The sequence below is a fragment of the Desulfolithobacter sp. genome, from assembly GCF_054025815.1.
This window is the reverse complement of the sequence record NZ_JBPMMS010000004.1, coordinates 91,828-116,740: the sequence shown is the minus strand read 5'-3', so window position 1 is coordinate 116,740 and position 24,913 is coordinate 91,828. Positions and strand designations below refer to the sequence as shown.

The following is a 24,913-nucleotide window of genomic DNA, read 5'->3' as shown; positions in this document are numbered from 1 at the left end:
GTCCTATCTTCAGGTGGTGTTGACATCCTACGACTGACTGTCCGAAGTTGCTGCAACGGCTGGTTTGAGGGACTGGAGATAATTATTCAACACGGTCTTCACGTCACCAATGTCCAGGACGACCCCTTATTCGATCCAGACGAGACGATCACACAGCTCCCTGAGCATTGCAGGCTGGTGCGAAACGATAATGACAGATTTTTGCGACCGGATAAGATTTTTAATTGATTTTGTAGATTTTTCACGAAAACTTGAGTCGCCGACCCCAAGCACTTCATCAAGCAAAATGACATCGGGATTAACATGAATGGCAACTGAAAATCCAAGCCTGGCCCGCATCCCGGTTGAATACTCCCTGACCGGATGATCAAAGAACTCACCGATATCAGCATAGTCACGAATGGCATCCATACGTTCCAGGACCTCTTTTTTCGACATGCCCAGCAACATGCCGCTCAGCACAGCGTTTTCCCTGCCTGTCAGGTGCTGGACAAAACCAACCTGCAGCGTGAGCAGAGATGCCGTCACCCCATAATTTTTTACCTCACCCTTGTCAGGCGCAATGATGCCGGCGAGCAGACGAAGAAGAGTGCTCTTGCCGACCCCGTTTCTCCCGATCACCCCCAGGGTCTCGCCATGGTAGAGACCAAAGGAAACATCTTTCAGGGCCCAGTACTTCTGCCTGCGAAAAAAACCGAAACGGCGTTCATAGGCCACAGCGACATTCAGCAGGCGGAGAGCCAGCCTTTTTTCTGTTTCTTTGTGTGCAGCCATCAGACCATTTTCGCGTAAACACGGTCATATCGCTGGAGAAGAATCCAGTCCAGAACCAGCAGCATCAGAGAGAGAGTACAGACAGTGGCAAGGAAGAACCAGTCCGGCCAGGAAGCATCAAGCAGTACCTGACGGTAGGACTGAATGATCCCGACCATGGGGTTCAGAGAGAGCCAGGCCTTGAGCTTTGCCGGGGCCGAACTGACGTCAAAAAACACTCCGGACAGAAAAAAGAGCAGAATCATACCATTGTCGACGATTAATTTCAGGTCAGGAAAAAAAGGGATGATTGCGGCCAGAAAGCTGCCAAGGGCAAGCATCAGCAACATCTGCACGAAAATAAGCAGAGGGAGTGACAGCCAGGTAACATCCGGAGATTTACCTGTAAGCATAAGAAAACCGACCAGCAAGAGGAAAACTATCAAAAACTTGATCGTGCTGGTCAAGAGCACTGTTCCCGGAAAAATAACCTTGGGCACATAGACCTGGCGTATCAGGCCGATATTTGAAGAAATGCAGCCCGCACACTGGGGTATGGAGGTGACAAACCATTTCCATGCCACCATTCCTGTGAGCAGAAAGGCGACATTATCCTTACCGCCCCGGTTGAACAGAACGACAAAAATCAGATAGAACACGGACATATATAGAACAGGCTCAATAACCCACCAGAGAATGCCGATATAGCCCCGTCGGGCTTCTGAAATCAGGTCGGCGGAGGATTTTTGCTTGATCATCAGCAGGCTGTTTACAAGCAATTTCATACAGATGTAATTCCGTTTTTTTTCATATGTAGTAAACTCAGAAGCTGATAGTCCGGCACCACTCGTCCTGGCAAATCAGGAAAATATAGATGCCATAATCAAGAATGCCAAGTGAAAAGAGTGTCCCGGTATCGGGAAGCAGGATCACGAAAGGAATACACGATTCATGTTTATCAGGAATACCATCGTGATCACCTTGCAGGCGAACTGAAGTAGCCAGGCGTTGCCATGCATGGAAGGACAGAAGGAAATGGCACAAGAAAATAGCGGTTACCTGAAAAACCTTTCAGGGACACTGCCAGATGAAATAGGCGAGAAAATCTGAACACTACAGATCATCGAAAAGGCAAAATTCGAAGCCAGCCTGTCCAGTCGTTACAACCACACAGCGTATTGCAATTGAAAGAGACCGCAGGCCGACGGTTACCAGGCTGTTATCCGTCTTCCTGCGGCCGTGCTGGAAACAATGGCACTACTGGTGCCAATATTATTTCTTGATTGAGATTATGTCGATAATAGAACCCTGGACATCGTCGGCAGCATGCACCCAGACAGTTTTGTCCAGGCTGGTGGCCGTAAGAAGAATGGCCAGGAGTTTATCTGCCAGAAATGGCTTCAAAATAAAATACTGCTGTTGCCCATTTGCGATATTACCACAGTCCGCCCCGCTCACATTTTTAAGCCAGGTACTGTTCTGACTGACCTGAACGATTTCCATTTCCGCACAGGTCCAGGCGAAACTTTTCTGAGAAACAAATGTAATGGCCGCAGCAACAACGAACAGAATAATCAGATGTTTTTTTATCATTTTTTCCTCCTTAAGAAAACAATAGCATGTTCATCGTGTACCATATTGAACCATATAAAACTATAAAATAGTACCATCATCCTGGATAAATTCCAGGCCACATTCCCAAACCTTTCTGCAAAAAAGAAAGTGCAGCATATTTTCGACAATTATTTACAATCACTTTATTTTTTTCATCTGTTCAGCATGTAACTTTTTAAGATCCGCAGCGTTCTGACCGGTTTCGGGATTGATGGCTTCCGGATCGCTTTCATACTCGTTCAGCTTCTCCAGCTGCTCCGCCTGCAACTTCAGGAGAATGGCCATGGGTAGACCTGTCAAAGGATCAATGGCGTCCGGATCTTCTTCCTGCCTGCGTAATTCCTCCAACTGCCGGGCATGCAATTTTTCAAGCTCTGCCTTTGGAATGCCTGTCTCTGGATCCACCGGCCCGGGATCGTATCTTTGTTGCGGGGTGGTAACGAGGTGCCTGTCTTCCGCAGAACTGTCTGTCCTGGAAGACGATTTGCCGCCAAAATCATGCACAACGATCTCTTTTCCACCCTCGTCAATATCGATGGAGAAATTTTTATCCCTGACCACCCGACGCAGGAAAGAATCTATGGTTACACTGGAATAGATCCCATAAACCGGAATGAAACTCCAATCCTTTGGTATTACGATTTTGTACCCATTTTTTTCCGCCAGGGACGTAATAACATCTCTTAACGGCTGGCCTGTACCTTCAACATGGACGAGAAAACCGCTGTTCTGCGGCGCTGCCTCGATAGATAGAGGAGCAATAGATGAAAAGAAGACCAGTGCCAGGAACACGAACAACAATTTATAATACATAATGGACCGTCACTTTTTACCTGAAGGTTGTCTTCCCAAAAAGCAGTTAACAGGTCGTCGAAAATTTACTGCGTTCGATGATACTGCGTCAAAATTCGGCCCCATCTTCTTTGTCTCATCTTCGCTCGCTACATTTTTCAACAGTCTGTTATGACACCCGCTCCGTTCTTATGAAAGCGACCGCCCTGCCTTATAGCTGCAATTCTAATGCCTGTTTCTTTATTTCACGTCACCCGGAAGACCTCTTCAAGGGTGGTTATGCCCTCCAGGACCTTGCGGAGTCCATCCTGGCGCAGGGTGTGCATACCGGTGGCCTGGGAGGCAATGGCCTGGTTACGTATCTGGCCCGCATCGGACGTGGTCAGGATCAGGCTTTTGAGGGTGTCGGTCAAAACCATCAGCTCAAAGATACCTATTCGCCCCTGGTAGCCGGTATTGAGGCATTCAGGGCATCCCCTGCCGCGGTAGAGGACCTGGTCGCTGAATTTTTCGGACGTCAGTCCGGCCCGGTCCAGGTACTCGGGTGACGGGCTATAGGCTTCTTTGCAGTTGGGGCAGATTTTACGGACCAGTCGCTGGGCCAGGATGGCATTGACCGAGGAGGAAACCAGGAAGGGTTCCAGGCCCATGTCGATCAGCCGGGTTACGGCGCTGGCGGCATCGTTGGTATGCAGGGTGGAGAACACGAGATGACCTGTCAGGGCTGCCTGGATGGCGATTTCGGCGGTCTCCAGATCGCGGATTTCTCCGACCAGGATAATATCCGGATCCTGCCGGACAATTGTGCGCAGCCCATTGGCAAAGGTCAAATCAATCTTGGGATTGACCTGCATCTGACTGATCCCGTTTATCTGGTATTCAATGGGATCTTCCACTGTAATAATATTGACATCCGGCTTATTCAGGATGCCCAGGGCCGAGTAGAGGGTGGTGGTTTTACCACTGCCCGTAGGACCGGTTACAAGAAGAATACCATGTGGCGCCTTGATAAGCTCCATGAAGGTATCCATGTCGCGCTTGGACATGCCCAATTCTTCCAGTGAAAGCAGAGTGTTGGACTTGTCCAGCAGCCGCATGACAACCCGTTCGCCAAAGGCTGTTGGCAGGGTGGAGACCCGGAGGTCGATGTTTCTGTCTGCAATTCGAATTTCAATCCTGCCATCCTGTGGTAATCGACGTTCGGCAATATCCATCCGGGCCATGATTTTGATGCGCGAGATCAGCTTGGCCTGGACATGTTTGGGCGGGGTAAACATGTCGTAAAGGATCCCGTCCACCCGTTTGCGGATCTTGACCCGGTCCTTGAACGGCTCGATATGGATGTCACTGGCACTGTCGCGAACCGCCTGGGAAAGCATGAGGTTGACCAGCTTGATGACCGGGGCATCGCTGGTGTCATCGAGCAGGTCAGCCGTTTCCTCGATTTCAGAGAGGATGGCCTCGGGATCTTCGTCGTCCATGTCCTGCATCACCTGGTCGGCGTTGTCCCGGCCCAGATCATATGCCCTGTTGATGGCAACGAAGATCTCCTCCTGAGGGGCAAGAAAGGTGGGCACCCCTTCCCACTCCAGAATTCGCTGAAGATCATCAAGCTGCTGAAAATACGACGGCTCGCCGATGGCAAGAAAGGATTCTTCCCTGGTTGCCACCGGGATCATCTTGTACTTTTTGAGAAAGTGAATCGGGACCCGGTCGACAAAGAAATGATCAATATCCTGGGGGAGAGTCTGTTTAATTTCCAGGCCACTTTGGTAACTGCGGGCCAGCAACAGATCATGTTCACTGATCTTTTTATGCTGCACAAGAATCTCGCCGACCTTGCCACCCTTTTCCCGCTGTTGCTGCAGGGCCAGCTCCAAAGCCTCAGGAGAAATATGGAACTCCTGTGTAAGAATTTCGCCAAGGGATTTCATTGACAGCGGATTTTGTGCATCTGCCTCTTGGTTCGAGTAGCGCTAAACAGAGGAACGAAAGAATATGCTCGATCAGACCAGGACATTTTCCGATCTCGTCCGCCTGGTTCACCACACCCTGCTTCTACTGCAGCTGTTCGAGATTTTTTCTCGCCATCTCTCTGAGCGGGTCCGGAATCATGGCTTTTCGACTCTCCTCCAAATCTGCGCCATCCCCTGAAGATGACGGGATATTCAATGCTTTCTCATACAGGATCCTGGCCTGTTCCTTTTTGCCTTCATGCTCCAGGATAACTCCCAGGTTCACCAGGGCAGAGATATTTTCCGGGTCTCTTTTCAGGGCCTGCTCAAGATACTGTTTTGCTGCACCATATTCTTTTTTCTGCAGTTTAGCAAAGCCTATATCGGCAAGCGCCGCCGCATGGGCCGGGTTGGTCTTGTTGTAGAAGAAGTTGTCCGGAATATCGCTCGAACCAGGCTGAACCGACTCCATAATGTCACGTTTCCGGTAATAAAGGTCTGCCAGCTCGGCCGGATTTTCGACAATATGGGGAGTTATGAAGATAAACAGGTTGGTTTTTTCCTGCGATTCAACCCTGGTTTTGAACAACCAGCCCAGGATTGGAATATCTCCCAGCAGCGGAACCTTGTATTCACCACTGGAAGTATCCTGACCGATAATCCCGCCAATGACCACGGTCTCCTCGTTGCGAACCACCACAGTGGTACTGGCGCTCCTGGTGTAGGTGGTGGGACGGCCATCGTTGAGGTTTTTGAGTTTGATCACCTCGACCCCGATATCGAGCCGTACAAGGTCGGACTGGTTGATCTGGGGAGTTATGGAAAGCGAGGTGGCCACATCCTTGTACTCGTAGTTTGTGTAATCCTGCTGGGCGTCGGTCGTGTTCTTGCTGACAATATACGGTACGTTTTCCCCCACCTTGATCTCTGCTTTCTTGTTGTCGGTGGTCAGGATCTGAGGGGTGGCGATGATATTGATATCCGAATCGTCCTTGTAGGCCCGCACCACCGCGCTGAGGTTTGGGAAATACATATTGCCAATCCGCACGCCCTGCTTCATGATCCCGAAACTGAAACCGGAAGGCAGAACCGGGGGGCTGCTGTTTATGCCGGCAAGCGCATCGTATGGCGCGTCCTGGTTGCCGGAAAAGCCGGAAAGGATGGCCCCGGAGCCACTGCTGAAAGATGCCTCTCCGCTCCACTGCACGCCCAGCTCGAAAGATTTACTGACCTGGACCTCCATGATAAGGGCCTCCATGTAGACCATGCGCCGCGGAATATCGAGTTTCTTGATCACATCTTCGAGGACCAGATATTCATCCCTGGGGGCCTGGATGATGAGCGAATTGGTCTCGGCATCGGCCATGATCTTGACATCACGGGAAATTGGAGGAGCCTTACCGGCCGCCTTGCCACTGGTTTTACTATCCGGCAGATTGGTCAGCACCTTTACCAGCTCCTCGGCGTTGGCGTGCTGCAGGTAGTAGACCTGGATCTTACCCCCGCCCCGGGGTACCCTGGAATCAAGCTGAACCAGGAGATTGCGTATTTTCCGGACATTGACCTTGGAAGCCAGGACGATGAGGGAGTTGGTCCTCTCGTAGGGAATAATCTTGACAATCTCCCGCCGGCCGCCTTTCTTGACCGGGCGCAGAAAGAGCTTGCCCAGGGTTCTGGCCACAGTGGTGGCGCTGGCGTTCTGCAGCGGCATGATAACAAGGTCGTCGCCGATGGAAGGCACATCGATGGCCCGGATGATTTCCTGTAACCGATGGATATTCGAGAGTACATCGGTGATGATGAGCACCCCGGACTCGGTATGGGGGATAACCACGCTGGTCTTGGAGACCAGCGGAGCCAGAATCTTTTTCACATCATTGGGGCTGGCATGGGTCAGGGGGATGATCTGGGTTACCACCTTATCTTCAGGATAGGTGGCTTGATCCTTGAGAAGGGTGGCAATGCTCTTGGTCCGTGCCTGGGCGGAAGGAATGATCTTGATAATCGAGCCACTTTCCACGGTGGTATAACCGTTCACCTCCAGAACCGACTCGAACACACGGTAGGCGTCGGATTCAGAGATTCTGGTCGGAGAAATGATGGTCACCTTGCCCCGGACCCCGCGGTCCACCACAAAGTTCCTGCCGGTCAGCTCGCTGATATACTTGATAAAGAGATTGATATCGACATCATTGAAATCAAGAGCGATAAACCGGCCATTTTTTTCCATCTTTGCCGGCTCGGCGCCATGGGAGGAGGCTGCCGAAATGAACCCAGGAAAAACAACGCAAAAAAGCAGAATAATAACCCAAGACGAGTCACTTATGCACCGTTTTCTGCAGTCAGCGGACCAATGATTTTTAAAAAAAGCCAATCCAATACTCCCGTGTAATTCGTCAGGCCCTGTCCTGCGACAGGGAAGCAGGCTGATGAGCACCCGTCTTTCCTCAGCGAACTTCAATAAACACCGGCGGCACCTCCGGATCCTCCAGGTCAGCGCCATTCACTGTTTCCGACGGCGCCTCCTCTTCGGCTCTAAAAACCGAATCCGGAACAACTTCTTGCTCCACTTCCCGATCAGTCTCCTGCCGGAAACGAAACGACCTGCTGCCAGCCGTTCTCGGCACGGAAACCCTGGGGCGGACGGACGGTCGTGTCAGCGAAGGCGGCGGCATGGGCAGGTCGAAAATATCGGGCCGGTCCGCAACCTTTTTGCTCTCACGGTCCTTGAGCAACAGGACCTCCTTGCGGTTGCCCACCCGCAGAATCACCTTGCCCCTCTCGATGCCTTCGATGATCGCGCCCTGGACAGAATCACCAACATGGTAAATATCCTGTCGTTTTTCCTTTTCGTCAACAATTATCGCCCGGGCGTCCCGCTCATTGCCGGAAACAGTGCCCAGCAACTCCAGTTTCAAAGAGGTGGTCTCCAGGGGCTTTTCTCTTTCTTTTTCCTTCCGGGGCAACGGCTCGCTGACCGCAGCCTGGAAAATATTTCGCTGGACAATACGCTGGTAATCCATATCCCGAACTGGCCCCGCATCAGCCTCGGCAGAGATGGATGCCTGCTTTTTCTCCTGATCCAGAACCGCTTCCCGCACCACCATTCTCTGCTCCAGCCGGGAATAGAAAAACAACACCGCGCAGTAGAGCAAAGCGGCAATTACCAGCAATTTGATCGCCAGGCGGAACATGGTCAGCGCTGTACCTCCAGGGTCTTTGGCGGATTCGGACTTGCGGGAAAGCGTATTGCCGGCTCAAGCAGGGTTCCCTTGACTCCAAAGGGAAACTCGCCCTGCTGCAGACGCTCCCTCACCGAAGCGGTGGCGGCATCATCGCGGAGTCCGGCCAACAGTTCCGGCAACGGGATGATTATGCCGTGCAGCTTCAAAGTCGATGCAGCCAGTTGCGGCCTGAGCTGAACCGTTCCGGAAAAGGTCGCCCTCAGCAACCGGGACAGGACCTTTCCATCCCTGACAACAAGATCCCTGCCCCGCTGCTCCAGAGAGACCTCCATCCTCTGGAACGGGAAAGCCTTGTGCCCGAGCACCGGCTCACGCATGGAGACAGAGCCATCTTCCAGAAAAAAATAAAAATGCCCCCGAAGCCGTGACAAACGCTTCTCTGTTGGCCGCATCTGACAGTTGTACTGCCCGGACAGAAGGCCGCTGACCTGGCGACCAAGAAGCTCCTGGAGCTGCTTAAGGCCGTCGACCTGCAGCCTGGAGAGCTTGCCGCTCCAGGCAAGACCGCCGGAGGAACCCAGGATAACCTCGCCCGTTACAGTACCCCCGAGAAGCTCAAGTCGGTAAAAAAAAACCGGACGCTGGCGTCGCAGGGAAGAGACATACGCTGGCCGAACCTGCACCCCTTCAACCCTGAGCCACTCTATCTTATCGCTTTCACGATCTTTCACACTGACACCCTGGACAACGAGCCTGTCGGGTAATTGCAGACCAACCGCTCCCACATCCCAGGAGAGAGACGGCCATGCCTCCTGCAGACGATACTCGAGACTGGTTCGGGCTCTCTCGGCAGGAAACAGCCACCAGAGCAGCAGCACAAGGACAACCACCCCATAGAGAAGATATCCTGCCACGACAAGTATCCGGTAAACAATTCGCATCCCGATCACCCTCCTGCCTCGGCAGTCCGCTCGACAGTGACCACCTGCATGATCACATCCAGCATACCCTGCTCGTTTTTGTTTTCCTGGATGGTGATCCGTTTGACGGCAACGATGTTTTCCGGTGCCTCAACCAACTTGAGCAGGTCCACAAGCTGCTGCAGGGTGATTCCCTGCAGTTTCATCTCGACCATGTTCTGCCTGAAAGGACCGTCACCCTGGATGATGGAGGGTTTCATATAGACGATACCTTCCTTGACTCCAGTCAGGGCGGCCATTTTTTCCAGGAAGGAAAAGAGGCTGAAATCCGGGGACCGTTTTTCCAGCCGGCTATTGAGGCTGTTGGCACGGGCGTGGAGCTGCCGGTAGCGCTGCTGCATATCCCGCATCTCCCGCACTGCCTTTTCCCGTACCGTGATACCACGCTCCAGCCGTCTCTTCTTCTCGGCCAGCGGAAAGACGACAAACTGCAGCAGGACAAAGCCCCCCACGGCCAGCGCCCCGATCATCAGGGCTGTTCTGTCCCTTTTGCCAAGGGCCATCAACCAACCCTCCCTGTGGCACTTCCAGACCACCCCGGATTCAGCGTCACAAGTGAAGCGGACGAAAAGGTGGCCCTGAGGGTCAGGCGGATATCAAACCGAACCATACCGCTGTCTTTCTCGACGGTGGCCGCCAGGATTTCCACCTTCTCGTACAGCGGAGAGCTACCAAGACGGTTCTTTATAGCGTCCACATTGTTAAAGGCGTTGGTCACCCCCTTGATCCGCACGGTTTCCTGGTCGATCACCATCCGGGAGACATGGAAGGTAATCTCCTCCGGAATACGGCCGGAAATATCGGCCAGGATCCGCAGCACCCGTTTCTCGACAGAAAAGGCGGGAACCGTGGCCGGACTCTGGACCTCACGCAGTTTTGCCTGCATCTGGAGGTAGGGATCGACGATGCGGGTGTCTTCGGGAAAGGTCTGGTGGTAGATATTTTTCATTTCCCGGTCCAGCCGCTCATAGGTCTCCTGGAGCTTCCGGTACTCCGCCAGGTACATGAAACCGGCGCCCCCGATCAGGGCAAGCGCAACCAGGCCGGCCGTTATCTTCTGTGACCGCGAACCAAGCAGCTGTCGTCTGAGGGCGAACTCCTGGCGGCGGAAATTGAGAGGATATTTTTTTTGGGCCCCGGCAAACAGGGCCAGGACGTGATCGTGGCTGCCGGGCCGCCAGCACTCCTCCACATCCTTGCTCAACTCTGTCCCGGTCAGTGCGGCAAGATCGCACCGCTGTGTCGGGAGGGCAAAACAGGACTCGACCGACTCGACCACGCAGTCCACGGCTGCCAGGCGACCGCTCAGCAGGATACGCCCGGGGATGCAGGTTGCCTGATTTTCCATTCCGTACCAGGCCAGACTGCGTTCGACTCCGGCACACATCTGCTCAATACAGGCCCGGACTTCCTGTTCATCCTCGACCTCAACCCCTGCGCCCCCGCCGGCCGTCACAGCGCCGGAGAACAGTTTGTTACCAGAGGGAATATGACGGAGAAAGACGACCTGACCTCCACAGCAGAGGACCATGACCGTGGAGTAAAGGCCCACGTCCAGGAGAAGAAAATCCTCATCCAGGCCGGCCTGGCAAAGCTGATGGGCCAGGGCAAAGCCGTGCAGGGTTACGGTGTGCGGATCAAGGCCCTGGACCTGGAGCGCTTCGAGGTGGGTCTGCAGGAGATGCTTTTCCAGCGCGGCAACCAGGAGTTCAGAGCCTGAATCACGCTGGCCGGTCTGCAGAAAATCGATGATCTGACTCTCCGGCGGAAGCAGCAGATGTTCTTCAAGTTCCAGGGGCAACACCTGGGCGATTTTGGCCCGCTCCTGAAAAGGAAGAAAGAGATTGCGTAAACTGCAGCTGCCAGGTGATACAGCGCTGACCACCGCGCACCGGGACCGGGCTTTTGCAAGACCAACCTGGTTCAGCGCACCAGCCAGGTCATCTCCCTGCAGCGAGACGGCCGCCGCCTGGAGGATACGTATCTTCCCACCCCGTTGTTCCATGACGGCAACATGCACCATATCATCATGGACATCGAGGCCAAGTACGTGCTTTGCCATTATTGCCCCAGTCTCGGCAGAAAACGAAAAAAAATCATCACTCGACCTTCCAGTACACCAGACTCAAATTCTCCTGACGGTGGAGGATGCCGCTCCCCAGACGCTCGATCTCGCCGGAACGGGCCCGGATACCGATCCGGAACCAGGAACTGCGGATGGTGACCATGTTTTCCAGCAGGGTTATCCCCGCCATTCCCGGAACACTGGTGTACCAGGCCGGATCTGCCAGCAGCTCACGGTTATCCGGATCCTGGCGGAATTCGATCAGTCCGGCCACGGTCTCCTCGTTCATCTCTGGATGCAAGGCTCTTAAGACCAGGTCGGCAGCCGTATTGATATTGATTGTACCCTCCTGGCCGGTAATGGTCAAATAATCAATAATCCCGGAATGTTCATCGTTACCATACAAAATCTCCGCTGTCATGCCCCGGACCAGGAGCAATTCTTCCGGGTATCGCACCGGTCCGTTGCGGCAGCCATAGGACGGAGAAAGGCCTGCATAGTAGCTGTTTTCCGCCCCCTGATCACGGGTTTCGCTGTCCGGATCCACCCAGTCAGCCAGGGCATCCACCAGGGCCGCAGCCTCATCCACGGAGTCGATACCAAATTTCCCTGAACTGAGGAAACGGATCCAGATCTGGCGCTGCTCCTCGCTCCGAGCCAGACTGTTCACCTGCAGGCGGCCGGAAAGATCCTGGATCTGCAGCTCAAACAGGTCTGCAGAGAACAGGGTAGTCAACTCATCCTGATCCAGACTGGCCCACCCATCGTGAAAGGAATCAAAATCGTTTTGCTTGAGATCGGCAAGCAGCGCTGCCCTGGCGATATTGAGCCCGCCAAGCAGCATGGTATCGAGCCGCGTTGTCTCCTGGAAATGAACCGCACCCTGAAGACGAAAAGTCACGCCACGGTTGAACTGCAGGGTCACAGCCACCAGGAAAGTGATGGTAAACAGGGCCAGCAACAGGGCCATACCCGAACGGTCCCGCAAGCGCATCATCCTTCTCCTTCGTCGACCTGTTGGCCCTGCAGCAGTCCGGTCGGCAGCAGGATACGGGTAGAAAAAGTCAGAAAACGTTCCTTTTCCCTGTCAAGCCACAGTTCAAGAACACAGTTCACCGCTGCCGGCAGCCCGGATGTACGATTCTCCGTATCTGTTACTTCACCCCCATTCCAGGAGTCGTGTATCCCACCCTCCCGGTCCACATATTCAAATGTAAGGCTCCGCACCCGATCGCAGAGTCGGAATCCGTGGTCCGTTGCCTGATCCGTGTTCTCCTGCTCTCCGGGACGAAACAGGGTGTCCCGGCGGTAGAGGATAAAGCCGGTCCCCTCGTTATCCGGGGCCAGGGTATAGGTTATCCGCCCCAGTCCCGGGAGCTCCCTGGCCGGGTCAAAGACAATATGGGCCATGGAACCAAAACGCAAAAGCTCGACCGGTTCCCCGCCCCCTTCCCCGGCCGTGCCGACAAAATCGATATCATCAGTCAAAAAAGCCGAACCAAGATCCTCGCTGATTCGCTCAAGCGTTATCTGGGCCCGGTAATAGAGTTTCCCTTCAGTGCGAGTTTTTTCAATGGCATCAAGGCTGCCGGAAAGGGAGAGGGAGACCATGGCAACCACCATGGCCAGGACAGCCATGGCCAGGAGGATCTCCAGCAGGGTCATGCCACCACGGGTTGCCGGCAGACTGAAACTCATGCGCCGTATGCTCATGGAAGGGCCCCGGTTTGCGGTTCCTGGAGCAGCACCGCTTTGGCCTGGTACACGACCCTGGCCGGGTCGCCCCGGGTTATCTGGAGATCCACGGTCTGCAGCATGTTATCCGGATCTTCGAACCCAAGTTTTTCCGCCTCCAGTCGTTGCACGTCCACCTGCCAGCCATAGTCGGCAAAAGGTTCGTCAAAACGACCGGACCCTGCCCCCAGGTCCTCAGCTTCGGCCAGGACAAGTTCGGCAAGTTTTTCCCGGGCCAGTCGCGAGGCCGTCAGCGTGACCCGTGAAACACCAGCCATGGACACGCTCTGGGACTGGGAGCCGATCAGGGTTATCAGGGCAATGGAGATGATGGCAACCGCCACCATGACCTCGAGCAGGGTAAAGCCCGGGGAGAGATGGGGCCACCGCCTGTTACCGTACCTGTTCATCGTCCAGATCAAGATAGCCGACAAATACCCTGGTGACGGACAAAAAAGGGGAGAGCATAATTGTCATCTGGTCACCATCCTGGTCCTGCAGGTGGATGAGAGTTTTGTCCACATATCCTTTACGGCTGAACCAGATTGCCGTGCTCCCCACGCTGCGCCGGCCACCATGCACCGAAACTACGTCCTGGATCCGCACCTGGCCCGGAAGCTGGATCAGAGTATCCCTGTTCCCGGGGATGTTTTTTCCTTCCTTGTCCACAGACGCCCAGACGCGCCCTTCTCCCAGGTCCAGGTGGAGATAGAGCCCCTGAGAGGAACGAACCGCCTTCTGGCTGGTTTCCGCCACCAACCCGACCAGTCTGCGGGCCGAGGACTTCAGGGGATCGGTTAACATAGTCGTGTACAACCTGGGAACGGCAAAGACGGTCATGATAGCGAGAAACACCATCACCAGCAAAAGCTCAAGCAGGGTAAAACCGCTGACAGGCCGCTGAAAAACCAATCCTCTCGCTGCGTTTTTCAACATCCTGTTATATCCGCAGACAAATGCACGCATGGTCCCGGAACAGAATCCCGGCCATGTCAGAAGATTATTCCAGTTCCCAGTTATTGACATCAGCGTCCTTTCCTTCGCCACCCGGTTCACCGTCCGCGCCATAAGACATCAGGTCGAAATCACCGTGCAGACCAGGGCTTATGTAGATGAAATCATTGCCCCATGGATCTTTGGGGACCCTGCCCTTGTCAAGGTAGCCGCCCTGGCGCCAGTTTTTGGCCAGCCGGCCAACGGCCGGCGGCTCCACCAGGGCCTGGAGTCCCTGCTCGGTGGTGGGATACTGGCCATTGTCGAGCTTATAGAGCTTGAGCGCCTGCTCGATAGACTGGATCTGGATGGCAGCCTTGGTCCGACGGGCCTCCTCCGGGCGATCCATTATCCGCGGCACTATAAGGCCAGCCAGAATGCCGAGAATAACCATGACCACCATCAGCTCGATCAGGGTGAATCCCCGGGAAGACAGCAAAACATGTTTTTGTTTTCTGAAAAAATACATGATTCCACATTGAACGATTCTCATTGTGCCCCATGGGGGCAAATCAATTCCCATTATCATATTATCATCTTATCTTACCACACCATTGAGGATTTGCAGACATTTTTACCGGGCATGGATGTTATCAGGGTGTTGTATCAGCCTTGGGGAAGGGAACTTCACCGCGACAACTGCTAAACGAGAACTTGTTCCGGCTGGAGTCACATGGCCTGACGACGGAAAGGAATGCGGGTCAGCCGGACGGCAAGCAGAAGGAGAAAAACAAAAAAAGCTTTTGTTCCAAGATGGATAAGAAGCCAGGCAAAGCCAACCAGGGGCAGGAGCAGGACACAGGTGAGCTGACGCAGGAGAGGATTGGCGGCGATCACCCGGGCCAGGGCAGGCGAATGGTGGTAGTAGGCCTGAACCAGCCAGCGTCCAGGGGCATTGGGCAACAGGTACCTGTCGCGGAAGGTGCGCAGGATCGACACATACGGATGCCACAGGGAACCGTACGCAGCAGTGGCGATGAAACAGTAATCCATAGAGTTGGAATCCGGGGACGGGTCTTTTCCTGTTACGGGAGCCTGGTTTTGCGCTCCTGCGGCCGGGAGCTCATCCCTGTCCGCAGGTTTCAGGATGATGGAAGCCTGTTCGTAGCGGGCCAGGGCAAATTCCGTGTTCTCACCTGTTCCCATGCCGCCGGCAACAACCAGCTTCCCGTCCGGCTGCACGGCCACACCATAACCGATATCCTCGCCGTTCCCGAAAGAGGTGGTCGCGATCTGAAAGGGTGTGCCCTCGGGAGCGGCGGGAACAAAGGCTGGAGGAAGGGATTTCTGCACCACCAGCTCGCGTATGCGGAGCCATGGGCGGTTTTTTTTATCGTATTGACCGGTCTTTTTCGGCGACCTGGAAACAAGTTCCTGCAGCGTGGAGGTGAGCAGAAGAAAATCCCGTCCGGATCCAACACCCAGCCAGCCACTGGCGGCGATTCTGTCGGTGTCCACTGCGAGGTCGCAGAGCACGTCGTCTCCAACAGAGGCCCGGATGACATAGACCCCGTTCCGGCCAAACAGTGGATCGGGCCGGCCATCAGCGAGAAAATGAAACAGGGCCGCGTCACGCTCACCCGGGCTGCCCGTGGAACCGGCTACAAGGATGGAACCGTCCCCGAGCAAGTCCGCCCCGTACCCTTCGAAAACCTCCCCATGAGGAGCAAACATGACCTTCCCCTGATCGCCGAATTCAAGATCTGGACGGCCATCAGGGAGAAAACCTGCCAGCAGGACGCCGGTCCGATTTCCGTCCCGGAACGAACCCACCACCAGCAGACGACCATCTTGCCGGACCAGCAGGTCCTGGACCAGGGCATCCCGCCCCGCACCCGCGAGGATCATGCCCTGGGTACCGAATTCGGGATCGAGCCGGCCGTCCGGACGATACCGGGCCATTGCCAACACATTACCTGCGGTGCCGGAGACTGTCCCGGCCACCAGTACAGAGCCCTTCCGGTCCACAGCCAGGGCGCCGATTTCATCGTCGCCATTGCCCACCGGGTTTATCACCAACCCCTGGTTTCCAAACCCGGGATCCAGGCTGCCATCTGGCCGCAAACAAATAAGGGCAAAATCCCGATCCGGTCCGTTTTCGGCATAACCACCTGCAACGATGCTGCCATCGGCATGCAGGGCCAGAGCCTGGACCGCACCGCCGCCGGCCACCGGCACAAGCACCATACCATCGCGGTTAAATTCCCGGTCCAGGGTCCCGTCCGGGTTGAAGCGGACCAGGGCAAAATCGCGCCGGTTGGCGTTGGCGGAAAATCCGCCGAGCAGAATTTTTCCATCTGGCTGAACCACCACCGCATGGGCCCTGGCGCCGTGCATCCCCAGCTGGACCGCGATTCTCCCGTCGGCTCCAAAGCTGGAATCGAGCCGATAACCCGACCCGGCCCGGGCGGCATGAGCGATGAAGACCAAGAGCGATATCAGGAGACAAAGGCAAAAAAGACGGCCACGGAGCATCACGTTTTCCAGGAATATCCTCACTTACCAAAGGGACAGACAGGATACTGGCATTTTTTGCAGTTACGGCAAAGACCCCCGTGACCCATATCGGCCAGTTCCCGCCGGCCAATGGTTTCCCCGGCCAGAATACGCGGGAGAAGAAGGTCGAGCACGGTGATACTGTGGAACATGCCACATGCGGGCAGGCCAAGCACCGGCACCTGACCAATGCGGGAAACCAGAAACATGGCCCCGGGCAGGACAGGCGAACCGTACACCATGTCTTCCGCCCCGGCCTCACGAATACCCAGCCGGGTCACATCATCGGGGTCAACGGACATGCCGCCGGAGGTGACGATCAACTCGGCCCCACTGTCCAGGCAAGCCTGGATCTCGGCCGCAATCTGCTGCGGATCATCCGGAGCAAAACGAACGATGCCGACCTCGGAGCCCAGTTTGGCGAGCTTAGTCCGCAGGACCTTCTCGAACTTGTCGTCGATCCGACCGTAAAAGACTTCAGAGCCCGTGATCACCAAGCCGGCCCGGACCTTTTTCAGGGGCAGCACCCGGATGATTTTTTCTCCGCTTCCAGCAATACACACAGCCCGATCGACGAGTGTCCGCTCGCCCACCAGGGGGATAAGCCGGGTCGCTGCCACCTGCTCACCCCTCTTGACCGGAGTGTTGTCATGGAGGGTGGCACACATGACCTCACCCAAAAGGTTAAGTTCCAGGAGCGTTTGCCGGTTGACCTTGAGCAGTCCGTCGCAGGCCGCCTTGATTGTGATCTTACCCTCCACCACTTCATCACTGAACTGCGTACCCTCTCCTGCCAGGGCTTCGGCCAGCCGGAACGCGGCCTCGTTTTCATGGATCTCACCCGGACCCAATTCCAGAACGTAGATATGTTCCTTGCCCAGACGCCGAAGGTGCTCCACATCCCGGGGCTGGATGATATGTCCTTTTTTAAAGGCCCGTCCCTTGAATTCATCCTTGACAATTTCGGTAATATCGTGGGGCAAAACCATGCCCACGGCCTGATCAACAGGTATGGTTTTTTTGGTGATCATGAACGAGCCGCTCTATCGTTATCATTGCAATTTGAAAAAAAAACAGCTTAATATGCAGTCTGCCGCAGGTTTGACCTCAGCCGGGTAAAATCAGCAAGTGGTGGGAGTTAAAACCGAAAACCACCTGCATCACAACGACAATTATTACTGATTACACAGAGGCGAACACCGCCAAGGCATGCTGGTTTATACGATCTTTCAGGAAAGCCGTCAACACAAGGAACTAAGGTATTGTCATGATACAAAAAGAACTGCTCGACATCCTCGCCTGTCCCAAATGTAAGGGCCCTGTCTCCCTGACAGAAAAAAAAGATGGCCTGATCTGCAGCCAATGCAGCCTGATCTATCCCATCCGTGACGAAATCCCCATCATGCTGATCGACGAAGCCAGGTCCCTGAAAAAAAAAGATGCCTCGGCGGGAAGTCACTGACCCCAGCCACGGGGCACGATACCTGCCAAGCAGATAAACACGGTGGGGCTCGGGAAGGCTATCACAAAAAAAGCGGGGCCCAGAGCCCCGCTTTTTTGTTACCGCTATGCCTGTCATCTCTTAACTTGGGGAAATTCCAAGCTCTTTTTCCTTTTCAGCCACCAACAGCCTGGTCTTGACAATGGTGTCGGAGATCAGGCTCATGGAGTCTATACCGCACTCAACCAGGAAAGTGGCGAAATCCGGGAAGTCCGACGGCGCCTGGCCGCAGATACCGATTTTCCGACCACGTTTTTTGGCAGTATCGATCACCATGCGGATCATGGTTTTCACAGCCTCGTTGCGCTCGTCGTAAATGTGAGCCACCAGGTCGGAATCCCGATCAAGACCGAGCGTGAGCTGGGTCAGGTCGTTGGAACCGATGGAAAAGCCATCAAAGACATCGGCAAAGGCGTCGGCCGAGATGACATTGGAGGGAATCTCGCACATGACGTAAACCTCCAGGTCGTTCTCTCCCTGGACCAGACCGAACTCACGCATCACCTCGATGACTCTCTTTCCTTCTTCCGGGGTCCGGCAGAAGGGGACCATCAGCTTGATGTTGGTGAGCCCCATGTCGTTTCTGGCCTTGAGCAGGGCCATGCACTCAAGCTCAAAGGCAGGCTTGTACTTGTCGTCGTAATACCGGGAAGCACCACGCCAGCCAATCATCGGGTTTGACTCCTCAGGCTCATAGAGCTGACCACCGATCAGGTTGGCGTACTCGTTTGATTTGAAATCAGACAGGCGGACAATGACGTCCTTGGGATAAAAGCCAGCCCCGATCCGGCCCACACCCTCGGCCAGCTTATCGATAAAGAACTGTTTCTTGTCGTTCGGATAGGCCGTGGTCTTGGCCTCGATCTGTTCGACGATGGCGGCGATTTCCGGGTCCGAAGCGGCCTTGGCCTTGAGCTCCTCGAAGTTGTAGAGAGCCAGAGGATGGATGCCGATATGAGAGTTGATGATGAACTCCTCGCGGGCCAGGCCGACGCCGTCGTTGGGAATCTGGCCCTCGGTGAAAGCCTTCTCCGGGATGCCGACGTTCATCATGATCTTGGTCCGGGTCTCGGGAATATTGTCAAGATCAAGCCGCTCGACCTCATACTTGAGCAGCCCCTCGTAGACATTGCCGGTCTCGCCCTCGGCACAGCTGACCGTGACTTCCTGGCCGGTCTGGATGGCCTTGGAACCGTTCTCGGTGCCGATGACGCAGGGGATGCCAAGCTCGCGGGAGATGATGGCAGCATGGCAGGTTCGGCCGCCGCGGTTGGTGACGATGGCACCGGCAATCTTCATGATCGGCTCCCAGTCGGGATCGGTCATGTCGGTGACCAGGACCTCCCCGGCCTTGAAATCATGAATATCGCTGACGTCCTCGAGAACCCGGGCCACACCCTGGCCGATCTTGGCGCCGACGGCCTGGCCCTGGACGAGCACCTTGCCGGTTTCCTTGAGAACATAAGTCTCCATCATGTTCTTATTGGCCTGAGAGTGAACGGTCTCGGGCCGGGCCTGCACAATAAAGAGTTCACCGGTGCCCACATTGACACCGTCACCATCCTTGGCCCACTCGATGTCCATGCCTTTGCCGTAATGGTCCTCGATGATACAGGCCCACTTGGCGAGTTGGATGATCTCATCGTCGGTGATCACGTACATGCCACGCTCTTCCGGGGTAGTCGGCACATTCTTGACCGGTTCGTCGGTATTGGGATCGTTGTCGTAGATCATCTTGATTTCCTTGGTCCCCACCCGCTTGCCGACTATGGGCCGCTTTCCCTCTTTGAGAGTTGGCTTGAACACATAGTACTCGTCCGGATTGACCGCACCCTGAACCACGTTCTCACCCAGGCCCCAGGCTCCGGTGATGAAGATGGCATCCTCGAAGCCTGATTCGGTATCGATGGAGAACATAACTCCCGAACTGGCCGCATCGGAGCGGGCCATCTTCTGAACCACGATGGAGAGGTACACATCGAACTGTCCAAACCCCCTGTCATGTCGGTAAGAAATGGCCCGGTCGGTAAAAAGGCTGGAAAAACAGCGCTTGCAGGCGTCGATCAGGGCTTCGGGACCCCGGATGTTGAGGTACGTCTCCTGCTGGCCGGCAAAGGAGGCGTCGGGCAGGTCCTCGGCCGTCGCCGACGAACGGACCGCCACATCGACGCCCTCACCGTATTCCTCTTCCATCTTGCGATAATTATCGACAATAACCTGACGGAGATCTTCCGGAAACTCGGCATTGAGGATGATCTCCCGGACCTTTTTACCCCGCTCCTGCAGATTGCGCAGATCGTGAGTGTCAAGGCCTTCGAGGGCATCCCTGATGGCCTGCTCCACCCCGGCTTCCTTGAGCAGGTACTGGTAGGCATAGGCGGTGATGGCGAATCCGTGGGGCACCTTGACACCCTTTGAAGTGAGATGCTGGTACATCTCGCCAAGCGATGCATTCTTTCCGCCAACTATCGGCACATCCTCGATGCCGATCTCTTCGAACCAGAGGATAAGTTTTTTATTCGGTGCTCCCATGTGTTTCTCTCCCTCTCAGATTATAGATACAAAGATTGTTGCTTCAAAAAAACGGCCAAACAGCCTGTCTTTTTTCTATATCCTTTCTTAATTATAAAATTTTTACTTTCAGGTCAACCAAAACGTCATAAATCACGTGGTTGCACAGCCCTGAAAGACTGTCTTCAAATCGCGATTCTCCGCTCATTTATTTGCTATCCGAATATCAAAAGGCTATATTACCCGGCGCGGGCAGCGGCCTGAACATGAAGCAGATGCCTGACTCACACCCGATTCCCGCACCAGACATCAGCCACCACAGCCGGGAGAAGCAAATGGATATTCAGCAGACAATAGACCGGATCATCGCCACCCATGTCAAACCGGAGCACCGCGAAAGCGACTATTTTGCCGCCATCAGAGAACTGGTGGCCGGACGTAACCGGGCACAGGATGCGGAGGAACGGGCCCGGTGGCAGGCAGCCGTCGACCGCGTCTACGGGTTTCTGCGCGACGAAATCCTGACCAGCATGGACAGACCTCGCAACCCGGTCACCTTCGGCACCTCCGGCTGGCGAGGCATCCTGGGCAAGGACCTTACCATCCGTTCCGTGGCCTTTGTCACCGCCGCCATCCTGGGGCTGTACCGGGAGGCCGAAACCAGCGTTGCGCTGCGCGAGGCTCTCGGGGTGACAGACTTTGCCGAGATGCAGGAGCGAGGCTGTGTAGTGGGGTTTGACAACCGATTCGGCGGCAAGCTCCTGGCCCTGGCAGCCATAAACGTGCTGGCGGCCGAAAACGTCCGCATCCTGTATGCCGGCGAGGCCACGACCGGCATCCTTTCCGCCTCGGTCCTTGAGCGCCGGGCGGCCTTTTCCATCAACCTGACGCCGAGCCATAACCCCATGGAGTATGGCGGATTCAAGTATAACGGGGCCGATGCCGGGCCGGCCGCACCGATTCTGACCAATCGGATCACCGAGCAGGCCCGGCGGATTATCGAGGCGGGAGAGAGCGAGTTCATCCCCGCTGACCTGGACCTGCAACGGCCGCTGGATCGGATACCCGGGGTCGTTCGGGAAGACGCCCTGGCCAGCTGGCAGAACCTGGTGCGAAAAAACCGGGACCGCCACGGTCTTGATTACGATGCCATCCTCCGCACCTTTGCCCGGAACCGGGATGTGGCAGTGGTGATCGATCCTGTCCACGGGGCAGCTCGCAGCTATATCCGCCCGCTTCTCGGCAATTCCGGCGCCAGTCTTACAGAGGAGGACGACCGGCTTGCAGTCCTGCGCGACAACGCCGACGTCACCTTTGGCGGCATCGCCCCGGAACCGTCGTCGGAAAACATGCAGCCCACCATGAAAGCCCTTGGCCAGCGGCCAGAACCGTTCAAGGTGGGAGCGGTCATTGATCCGGACGGAGACCGGATCCGGTTCACCGACGGAGAGGTCGAGATCTCCATGAACCAGTTTGGAGCCATGGCTTATCACTTTCTCCATGAAATCAAAGGAAAGCAGGGAATGGTCGCCAAGACCGTGGCCACCAGCAACCTGGCCAACGCCCTGGCAAAGTCCTTTGGCGAAGATGTCTTTGAGCCGCGGGTTGGTTTCAAGGAGTTCAAGCCTGTGATCGGCCAGGCCCTGGTGTTCTTTGAAGAATCGGACGGCATTTCCATCATTGGTCACACCCCGGAAAAAGACGCCTTCATCGGCCTGCTCCTGGCCCTGGACATGGTTCAAACCAGGAAGCAGAGCCTGGGCGCCTATCTTCGGGAAATAGAAACACGGTTCGGCTCCTATTTTCCGGCCCGGGACGGAGTGAAAGTGAGCCTGCAGGGCGACGAATTGACCCGGGCCCTGGACCAGTTGAAAAAATATGGCGTCGGAGCGACCATCCGGGTTGGCGGGAAAGAAAAGAAAATCAGGGAAGTCATCACCATCGACGGACGCAAGATGATCTTTGAAGACAATTCCTGGATCATGATCCGGCCTTCAGGTACAGAGCCCAAAGTCCGCTTCTACGTGGAAGCCAGGAACAGGGAAGAAACGCCACTTCTTGTTGAAGCGGCAAAATCCATGCTTGCCGAAATCGGTCTGTTGTCATAGAGTCTCAAATCTGCCGGTATAGAGGCCCCTTACAAATCGGTCACACCGGCAACGGCAAAAACATAGTAGCGCAAAGTGCCATCTGGCGGCATTCTGCCAGGAACGATTATCAAACAGAAACGTAACTCTCAAATTTTACACACTGGACATGGAACATGTGGGAATACACGGATAAAGTACAGGAACATTTCATGAACCCCCGCAATGTCGGGGAAATAGAAAATGCGGACGGTGTCGGCGAGGTCGGTTCCCTGGCCTGTGGCGACGCCCTGAAACTTACAATCAAGGTTGAAGACGGCAGAATTGTCGACGCAAAGTTCAAAACCTTTGGCTGTGCGTCAGCCATCGCCTCTTCGTCGGCTCTGACTGAAATGGTCAAGGGCATGACCGTTGAAGAGGCTGAAAAGATCACCAACGAAGATATCGCCGAGTTTTTAGGCGGACTGCCCAAGGAAAAAATGCACTGCTCGGTCATGGGCCGGGAAGCCCTGGAGGCAGCCATTGCCAACTACCGAGGTGTTCTGCTGCCGATGGCCGAAGGGGAGGTCGTCTGCGAATGTTTCGGGGTCACGGACATTGAAATACGCCGGGCCATCCAGGAGTCGAACCTGCGGAGCGTGGAGGAGATCACCAACTTCACCAAGGCTGGCGGCGGCTGCGGAAAATGCGAGGACCGGCTGCGGGAAATACTTGAGGAGACGGTCAAGGACCTGCCCCGAAGCGAAGACAAGCCCAGAGAAAAAAAGAAAATGACCGTACTCCAGAAAATCAAGAAGATCGAACAGGTGCTGGAACGGGAGATCAGGCCGACTCTGCGCAAGGATGGCGGCGACATCGAACTGGTGGATGTGGACGGAGACTTTGTCACGGTCTCGCTGCGCGGTGCCTGTGCCGGTTGCCAGTCCTCCCGTACCACCCTGAAAGAATATGTCGAGAAAAAACTGCGTGAACAGGTCGTGGATACCCTGATTGTCGAGGAGGAAAAATAATGGATTGCGGCAGTGATAAAGTCATCTACATGGATAACAACGCCACCACCAGAATAGCTCCGGAAGTGGTGGATGCCATGATGCCGTTTCTCACCGACTGTTACGGCAACCCCTCGTCCATGCACACCTTTGGCGGCCAGATCGGGCGCTACATCGAAGAGGCACGCCAGTCGGTGGCCGACCTCATCGGAGCCGAGCCCGAGGAGATCGTCTTCACCAGCTGTGGCACGGAAAGCGACTCCAGCGCCATCCTCTCGGCCCTGCAGACCTTTCCCGACAAGCGGCACGTGGTGACCACCCGGGTGGAACATCCGGCGGTGAAAAATCTCTGCGAAAACCTGGACAACCTCACCGGCCACAAACACCGGATCACCAGGCTGCCGGTGGAGTCGGACGGCACCCTGGATCTGAAGCGCTACGAAGAGGCTTTGAGCGACGACACGGCCATTGTCTCTGTCATGTGGGCCAACAATGAAACCGGGGTCATCTTTCCGGTGGAGGAAATGGCGGCCATGGCCCGGGAACGGGGAATACTCTTTCATACCGATGCGGTCCAGGCCGCAGGAAAGATCCCGATCAACCTGGCCACCAATGCTGTGGACTTCCTGTCCCTGTCCGGCCACAAACTGCACGCACCCAAGGGTGTAGGTGTTCTCTATATCCGCAAGGGCACCCCGTTCATACCTTTTTTAAACGGCGGTCACCAGGAGCGGGGCCGTCGGGGCGGCACCGAAAATGTGGCCTCCATCATCGGCCTTGGCCGGGCCTGCAAGCTGGCTGCGGAAATGATGGACGAGGAAAACAACCGGGTCCGATCCCTGCGCGACAAGCTGGAGAAAGGGTTGCTGAGCTCCATCCCCAAAGCACTCCTGAACGGCCATCCGATCCTGCGGCTGCCCAACACCACCAACATCAGCTTCGAATTTGTCGAGGGTGAGGCGATCCTTCTGCACATGAACCGCTATAACATCTGCGCCTCGTCCGGCTCGGCCTGCACCTCCGGCTCTCTGGAGCCTTCCCATGTGCTCCGGGCCATGGGCGTCCCGTTCACCGCAGCCCACGGTTCCATCCGTTTCAGCCTCTCCATCTATAATACCGAGAAAGAAGTGGATTTTGTTCTGGACAAAATGCCGGGAATCATAGAAAACCTGCGGCAGATGTCGCCGTTCTGGAACGGTGCGGAAAAGGAAAACTTTTCTTCATAGGGTCCTTGTAGAAAGACGATGATATCTCCCGG

Annotated in this window: 22 protein-coding genes; 4 read left to right on the top strand and 18 right to left on the bottom strand. The window is 55.3% G+C overall.

Annotated features, from left to right (window positions below; translation table 11 throughout):
- Positions 1–126: 126 nt before the first annotated feature.
- The 17 genes from ACXJJY_RS01325 to ACXJJY_RS01245 form a co-directional block, all read right to left on the bottom strand.
- Positions 127–774, bottom strand: coding sequence for an ABC transporter ATP-binding protein (locus ACXJJY_RS01325; RefSeq protein WP_456384884.1), 648 nt, complete (start codon positions 772–774; stop codon positions 127–129).
- The gene (locus ACXJJY_RS01320) at positions 774–1,538 is read right to left on the bottom strand and encodes an ABC transporter permease (protein ID WP_456384882.1); all 765 of its coding nucleotides are present in this window, start codon (positions 1,536–1,538) and stop codon (positions 774–776) included. Before ACXJJY_RS01320 ends, ACXJJY_RS01325 begins: the two co-directional genes overlap by 1 nt.
- Before the next feature lie 487 nt (positions 1,539–2,025).
- Positions 2,026–2,346 (bottom strand): hypothetical protein, encoded by a 321-nt coding sequence (locus ACXJJY_RS01315; protein ID WP_456384880.1) that lies wholly within the window; start codon positions 2,344–2,346, stop codon positions 2,026–2,028.
- 159 nt (positions 2,347–2,505) lie between these two features.
- The gene (locus tag ACXJJY_RS01310) at positions 2,506–3,180 is read right to left on the bottom strand and encodes a hypothetical protein (RefSeq protein WP_456384878.1); all 675 of its coding nucleotides are present in this window, start codon (positions 3,178–3,180) and stop codon (positions 2,506–2,508) included.
- Between the two features lie 224 nt (positions 3,181–3,404).
- Positions 3,405–5,093 (bottom strand): type II secretion system ATPase GspE, encoded by a 1,689-nt coding sequence (gspE, locus tag ACXJJY_RS01305; RefSeq protein ID WP_456384876.1) that lies wholly within the window; start codon positions 5,091–5,093, stop codon positions 3,405–3,407.
- A gap of 124 nt (positions 5,094–5,217) precedes the next feature.
- The gene (gspD, locus tag ACXJJY_RS01300) at positions 5,218–7,344 is read right to left on the bottom strand and encodes a type II secretion system secretin GspD (protein WP_456384874.1); all 2,127 of its coding nucleotides are present in this window, start codon (positions 7,342–7,344) and stop codon (positions 5,218–5,220) included.
- 217 nt (positions 7,345–7,561) lie between these two features.
- Positions 7,562–8,308: a type II secretion system protein N gene (locus tag ACXJJY_RS01295; protein ID WP_456384872.1), complete on the bottom strand. Its 747-nt coding sequence runs from the start codon at positions 8,306–8,308 to the stop codon at positions 7,562–7,564.
- A gap of 2 nt (positions 8,309–8,310) precedes the next feature.
- Entirely contained in the window at positions 8,311–9,240 is a 930-nt protein-coding gene (gspN, locus tag ACXJJY_RS01290; protein WP_456384870.1) for a type II secretion system protein GspN, read from the bottom strand.
- A gap of 5 nt (positions 9,241–9,245) precedes the next feature.
- Positions 9,246–9,782, bottom strand: coding sequence for a hypothetical protein (locus tag ACXJJY_RS01285; RefSeq protein WP_456384868.1), 537 nt, complete (start codon positions 9,780–9,782; stop codon positions 9,246–9,248).
- On the bottom strand, positions 9,782–11,341 hold the full coding sequence (gene gspL, locus ACXJJY_RS01280) for a type II secretion system protein GspL (RefSeq protein WP_456384866.1): 1,560 nt from the start codon (positions 11,339–11,341) through the stop codon (positions 9,782–9,784). Before gspL ends, ACXJJY_RS01285 begins: the two co-directional genes overlap by 1 nt.
- A 37-nt stretch (positions 11,342–11,378) precedes the next feature.
- On the bottom strand, positions 11,379–12,341 hold the full coding sequence (gene gspK / locus ACXJJY_RS01275) for a type II secretion system minor pseudopilin GspK (protein WP_456384864.1): 963 nt from the start codon (positions 12,339–12,341) through the stop codon (positions 11,379–11,381).
- Positions 12,338–13,057 carry a PulJ/GspJ family protein gene (locus ACXJJY_RS01270; protein ID WP_456384862.1) on the bottom strand — a complete coding sequence of 240 codons (720 nt, stop codon included), beginning with the start codon at positions 13,055–13,057 and terminating at the stop codon, positions 12,338–12,340. Before ACXJJY_RS01270 ends, gspK begins: the two co-directional genes overlap by 4 nt.
- The gene (locus tag ACXJJY_RS01265) at positions 13,054–13,488 is read right to left on the bottom strand and encodes a type IV pilus modification PilV family protein (protein ID WP_456384860.1); all 435 of its coding nucleotides are present in this window, start codon (positions 13,486–13,488) and stop codon (positions 13,054–13,056) included. Before ACXJJY_RS01265 ends, ACXJJY_RS01270 begins: the two co-directional genes overlap by 4 nt.
- Positions 13,472–14,014, bottom strand: coding sequence for a pilus assembly FimT family protein (locus ACXJJY_RS01260; protein WP_456384858.1), 543 nt, complete (start codon positions 14,012–14,014; stop codon positions 13,472–13,474). Before ACXJJY_RS01260 ends, ACXJJY_RS01265 begins: the two co-directional genes overlap by 17 nt.
- Positions 14,015–14,078: 64 nt before the next feature.
- Positions 14,079–14,540: a type II secretion system major pseudopilin GspG gene (gspG, locus tag ACXJJY_RS01255; RefSeq protein WP_456384856.1), complete on the bottom strand. Its 462-nt coding sequence runs from the start codon at positions 14,538–14,540 to the stop codon at positions 14,079–14,081.
- A gap of 200 nt (positions 14,541–14,740) precedes the next feature.
- Positions 14,741–16,546 (bottom strand): delta-60 repeat domain-containing protein, encoded by a 1,806-nt coding sequence (locus ACXJJY_RS01250; RefSeq protein ID WP_456384854.1) that lies wholly within the window; start codon positions 16,544–16,546, stop codon positions 14,741–14,743.
- A gap of 20 nt (positions 16,547–16,566) precedes the next feature.
- Entirely contained in the window at positions 16,567–17,598 is a 1,032-nt protein-coding gene (locus tag ACXJJY_RS01245; protein WP_456384852.1) for a molybdopterin-binding protein, read from the bottom strand.
- Between the two features lie 236 nt (positions 17,599–17,834).
- Here ACXJJY_RS01245 and ACXJJY_RS01240 point away from each other — a divergent pair, with 236 nt between their 5' ends.
- A complete protein-coding gene (locus ACXJJY_RS01240; RefSeq protein ID WP_456384851.1) occupies positions 17,835–18,029 on the top strand; it encodes a Trm112 family protein in 195 nt (64 codons plus the stop codon).
- Positions 18,030–18,149: 120 nt separating this feature from the next.
- On the opposite strand, the gene ppsA is transcribed toward ACXJJY_RS01240, so the two are convergent.
- Positions 18,150–20,600 (bottom strand): phosphoenolpyruvate synthase, encoded by a 2,451-nt coding sequence (gene ppsA / locus ACXJJY_RS01235; protein WP_456384849.1) that lies wholly within the window; start codon positions 20,598–20,600, stop codon positions 18,150–18,152.
- Between the two features lie 314 nt (positions 20,601–20,914).
- Between ppsA and ACXJJY_RS01230 the strand changes: the two genes are divergently transcribed.
- From ACXJJY_RS01230 to nifS, 3 genes are all read left to right on the top strand, one after another.
- Complete coding sequence (locus ACXJJY_RS01230) at positions 20,915–22,687, top strand: phosphohexomutase domain-containing protein (RefSeq protein WP_456384847.1); 1,773 nt, start codon at positions 20,915–20,917, stop codon at positions 22,685–22,687.
- 155 nt (positions 22,688–22,842) lie between these two features.
- Positions 22,843–23,676: a Fe-S cluster assembly protein NifU gene (gene nifU / locus ACXJJY_RS01225; RefSeq protein ID WP_456384845.1), complete on the top strand. Its 834-nt coding sequence runs from the start codon at positions 22,843–22,845 to the stop codon at positions 23,674–23,676.
- Positions 23,676–24,881: a cysteine desulfurase NifS gene (nifS, locus tag ACXJJY_RS01220; protein WP_456384843.1), complete on the top strand. Its 1,206-nt coding sequence runs from the start codon at positions 23,676–23,678 to the stop codon at positions 24,879–24,881. The genes nifU and nifS overlap by 1 nt, the downstream gene beginning before the upstream one ends.
- The last annotated feature ends 32 nt before the right edge of the window (positions 24,882–24,913 follow it).

Bases quoted from the DNA above. Each gene is read 5' to 3' on its own strand.
- ACXJJY_RS01325 (WP_456384884.1), bottom strand. From the start codon at position 774: ATGGCTGCACACAAAGAAACAGAAAAAAGGCTGGCTCTCCGCCTGCTG.
- ACXJJY_RS01320 (WP_456384882.1), bottom strand. From the start codon at position 1,538: ATGAAATTGCTTGTAAACAGCCTGCTGATGATCAAGCAAAAATCCTCC.
- ACXJJY_RS01315 (WP_456384880.1), bottom strand. From the start codon at position 2,346: ATGATAAAAAAACATCTGATTATTCTGTTCGTTGTTGCTGCGGCCATT.
- ACXJJY_RS01310 (WP_456384878.1), bottom strand. From the start codon at position 3,180: ATGTATTATAAATTGTTGTTCGTGTTCCTGGCACTGGTCTTCTTTTCA.
- gspE (WP_456384876.1), bottom strand. From the start codon at position 5,093: ATGAAATCCCTTGGCGAAATTCTTACACAGGAGTTCCATATTTCTCCT.
- gspD (WP_456384874.1), bottom strand. From the start codon at position 7,344: ATGGAAAAAAATGGCCGGTTTATCGCTCTTGATTTCAATGATGTCGAT.
- ACXJJY_RS01295 (WP_456384872.1), bottom strand. From the start codon at position 8,308: ATGTTCCGCCTGGCGATCAAATTGCTGGTAATTGCCGCTTTGCTCTAC.
- gspN (WP_456384870.1), bottom strand. From the start codon at position 9,240: ATGCGAATTGTTTACCGGATACTTGTCGTGGCAGGATATCTTCTCTAT.
- ACXJJY_RS01285 (WP_456384868.1), bottom strand. From the start codon at position 9,782: ATGGCCCTTGGCAAAAGGGACAGAACAGCCCTGATGATCGGGGCGCTG.
- gspL (WP_456384866.1), bottom strand. From the start codon at position 11,341: ATGGCAAAGCACGTACTTGGCCTCGATGTCCATGATGATATGGTGCAT.
- gspK (WP_456384864.1), bottom strand. From the start codon at position 12,341: ATGATGCGCTTGCGGGACCGTTCGGGTATGGCCCTGTTGCTGGCCCTG.
- ACXJJY_RS01270 (WP_456384862.1), bottom strand. From the start codon at position 13,057: ATGAGCATACGGCGCATGAGTTTCAGTCTGCCGGCAACCCGTGGTGGC.
- ACXJJY_RS01265 (WP_456384860.1), bottom strand. From the start codon at position 13,488: ATGAACAGGTACGGTAACAGGCGGTGGCCCCATCTCTCCCCGGGCTTT.
- ACXJJY_RS01260 (WP_456384858.1), bottom strand. From the start codon at position 14,014: ATGTTGAAAAACGCAGCGAGAGGATTGGTTTTTCAGCGGCCTGTCAGC.
- gspG (WP_456384856.1), bottom strand. From the start codon at position 14,540: ATGTATTTTTTCAGAAAACAAAAACATGTTTTGCTGTCTTCCCGGGGA.
- ACXJJY_RS01250 (WP_456384854.1), bottom strand. From the start codon at position 16,546: ATGCTCCGTGGCCGTCTTTTTTGCCTTTGTCTCCTGATATCGCTCTTG.
- ACXJJY_RS01245 (WP_456384852.1), bottom strand. From the start codon at position 17,598: ATGATCACCAAAAAAACCATACCTGTTGATCAGGCCGTGGGCATGGTT.
- ACXJJY_RS01240 (WP_456384851.1), top strand. From the start codon at position 17,835: ATGATACAAAAAGAACTGCTCGACATCCTCGCCTGTCCCAAATGTAAG.
- ppsA (WP_456384849.1), bottom strand. From the start codon at position 20,600: ATGGGAGCACCGAATAAAAAACTTATCCTCTGGTTCGAAGAGATCGGC.
- ACXJJY_RS01230 (WP_456384847.1), top strand. From the start codon at position 20,915: ATGGATATTCAGCAGACAATAGACCGGATCATCGCCACCCATGTCAAA.
- nifU (WP_456384845.1), top strand. From the start codon at position 22,843: ATGTGGGAATACACGGATAAAGTACAGGAACATTTCATGAACCCCCGC.
- nifS (WP_456384843.1), top strand. From the start codon at position 23,676: ATGGATTGCGGCAGTGATAAAGTCATCTACATGGATAACAACGCCACC.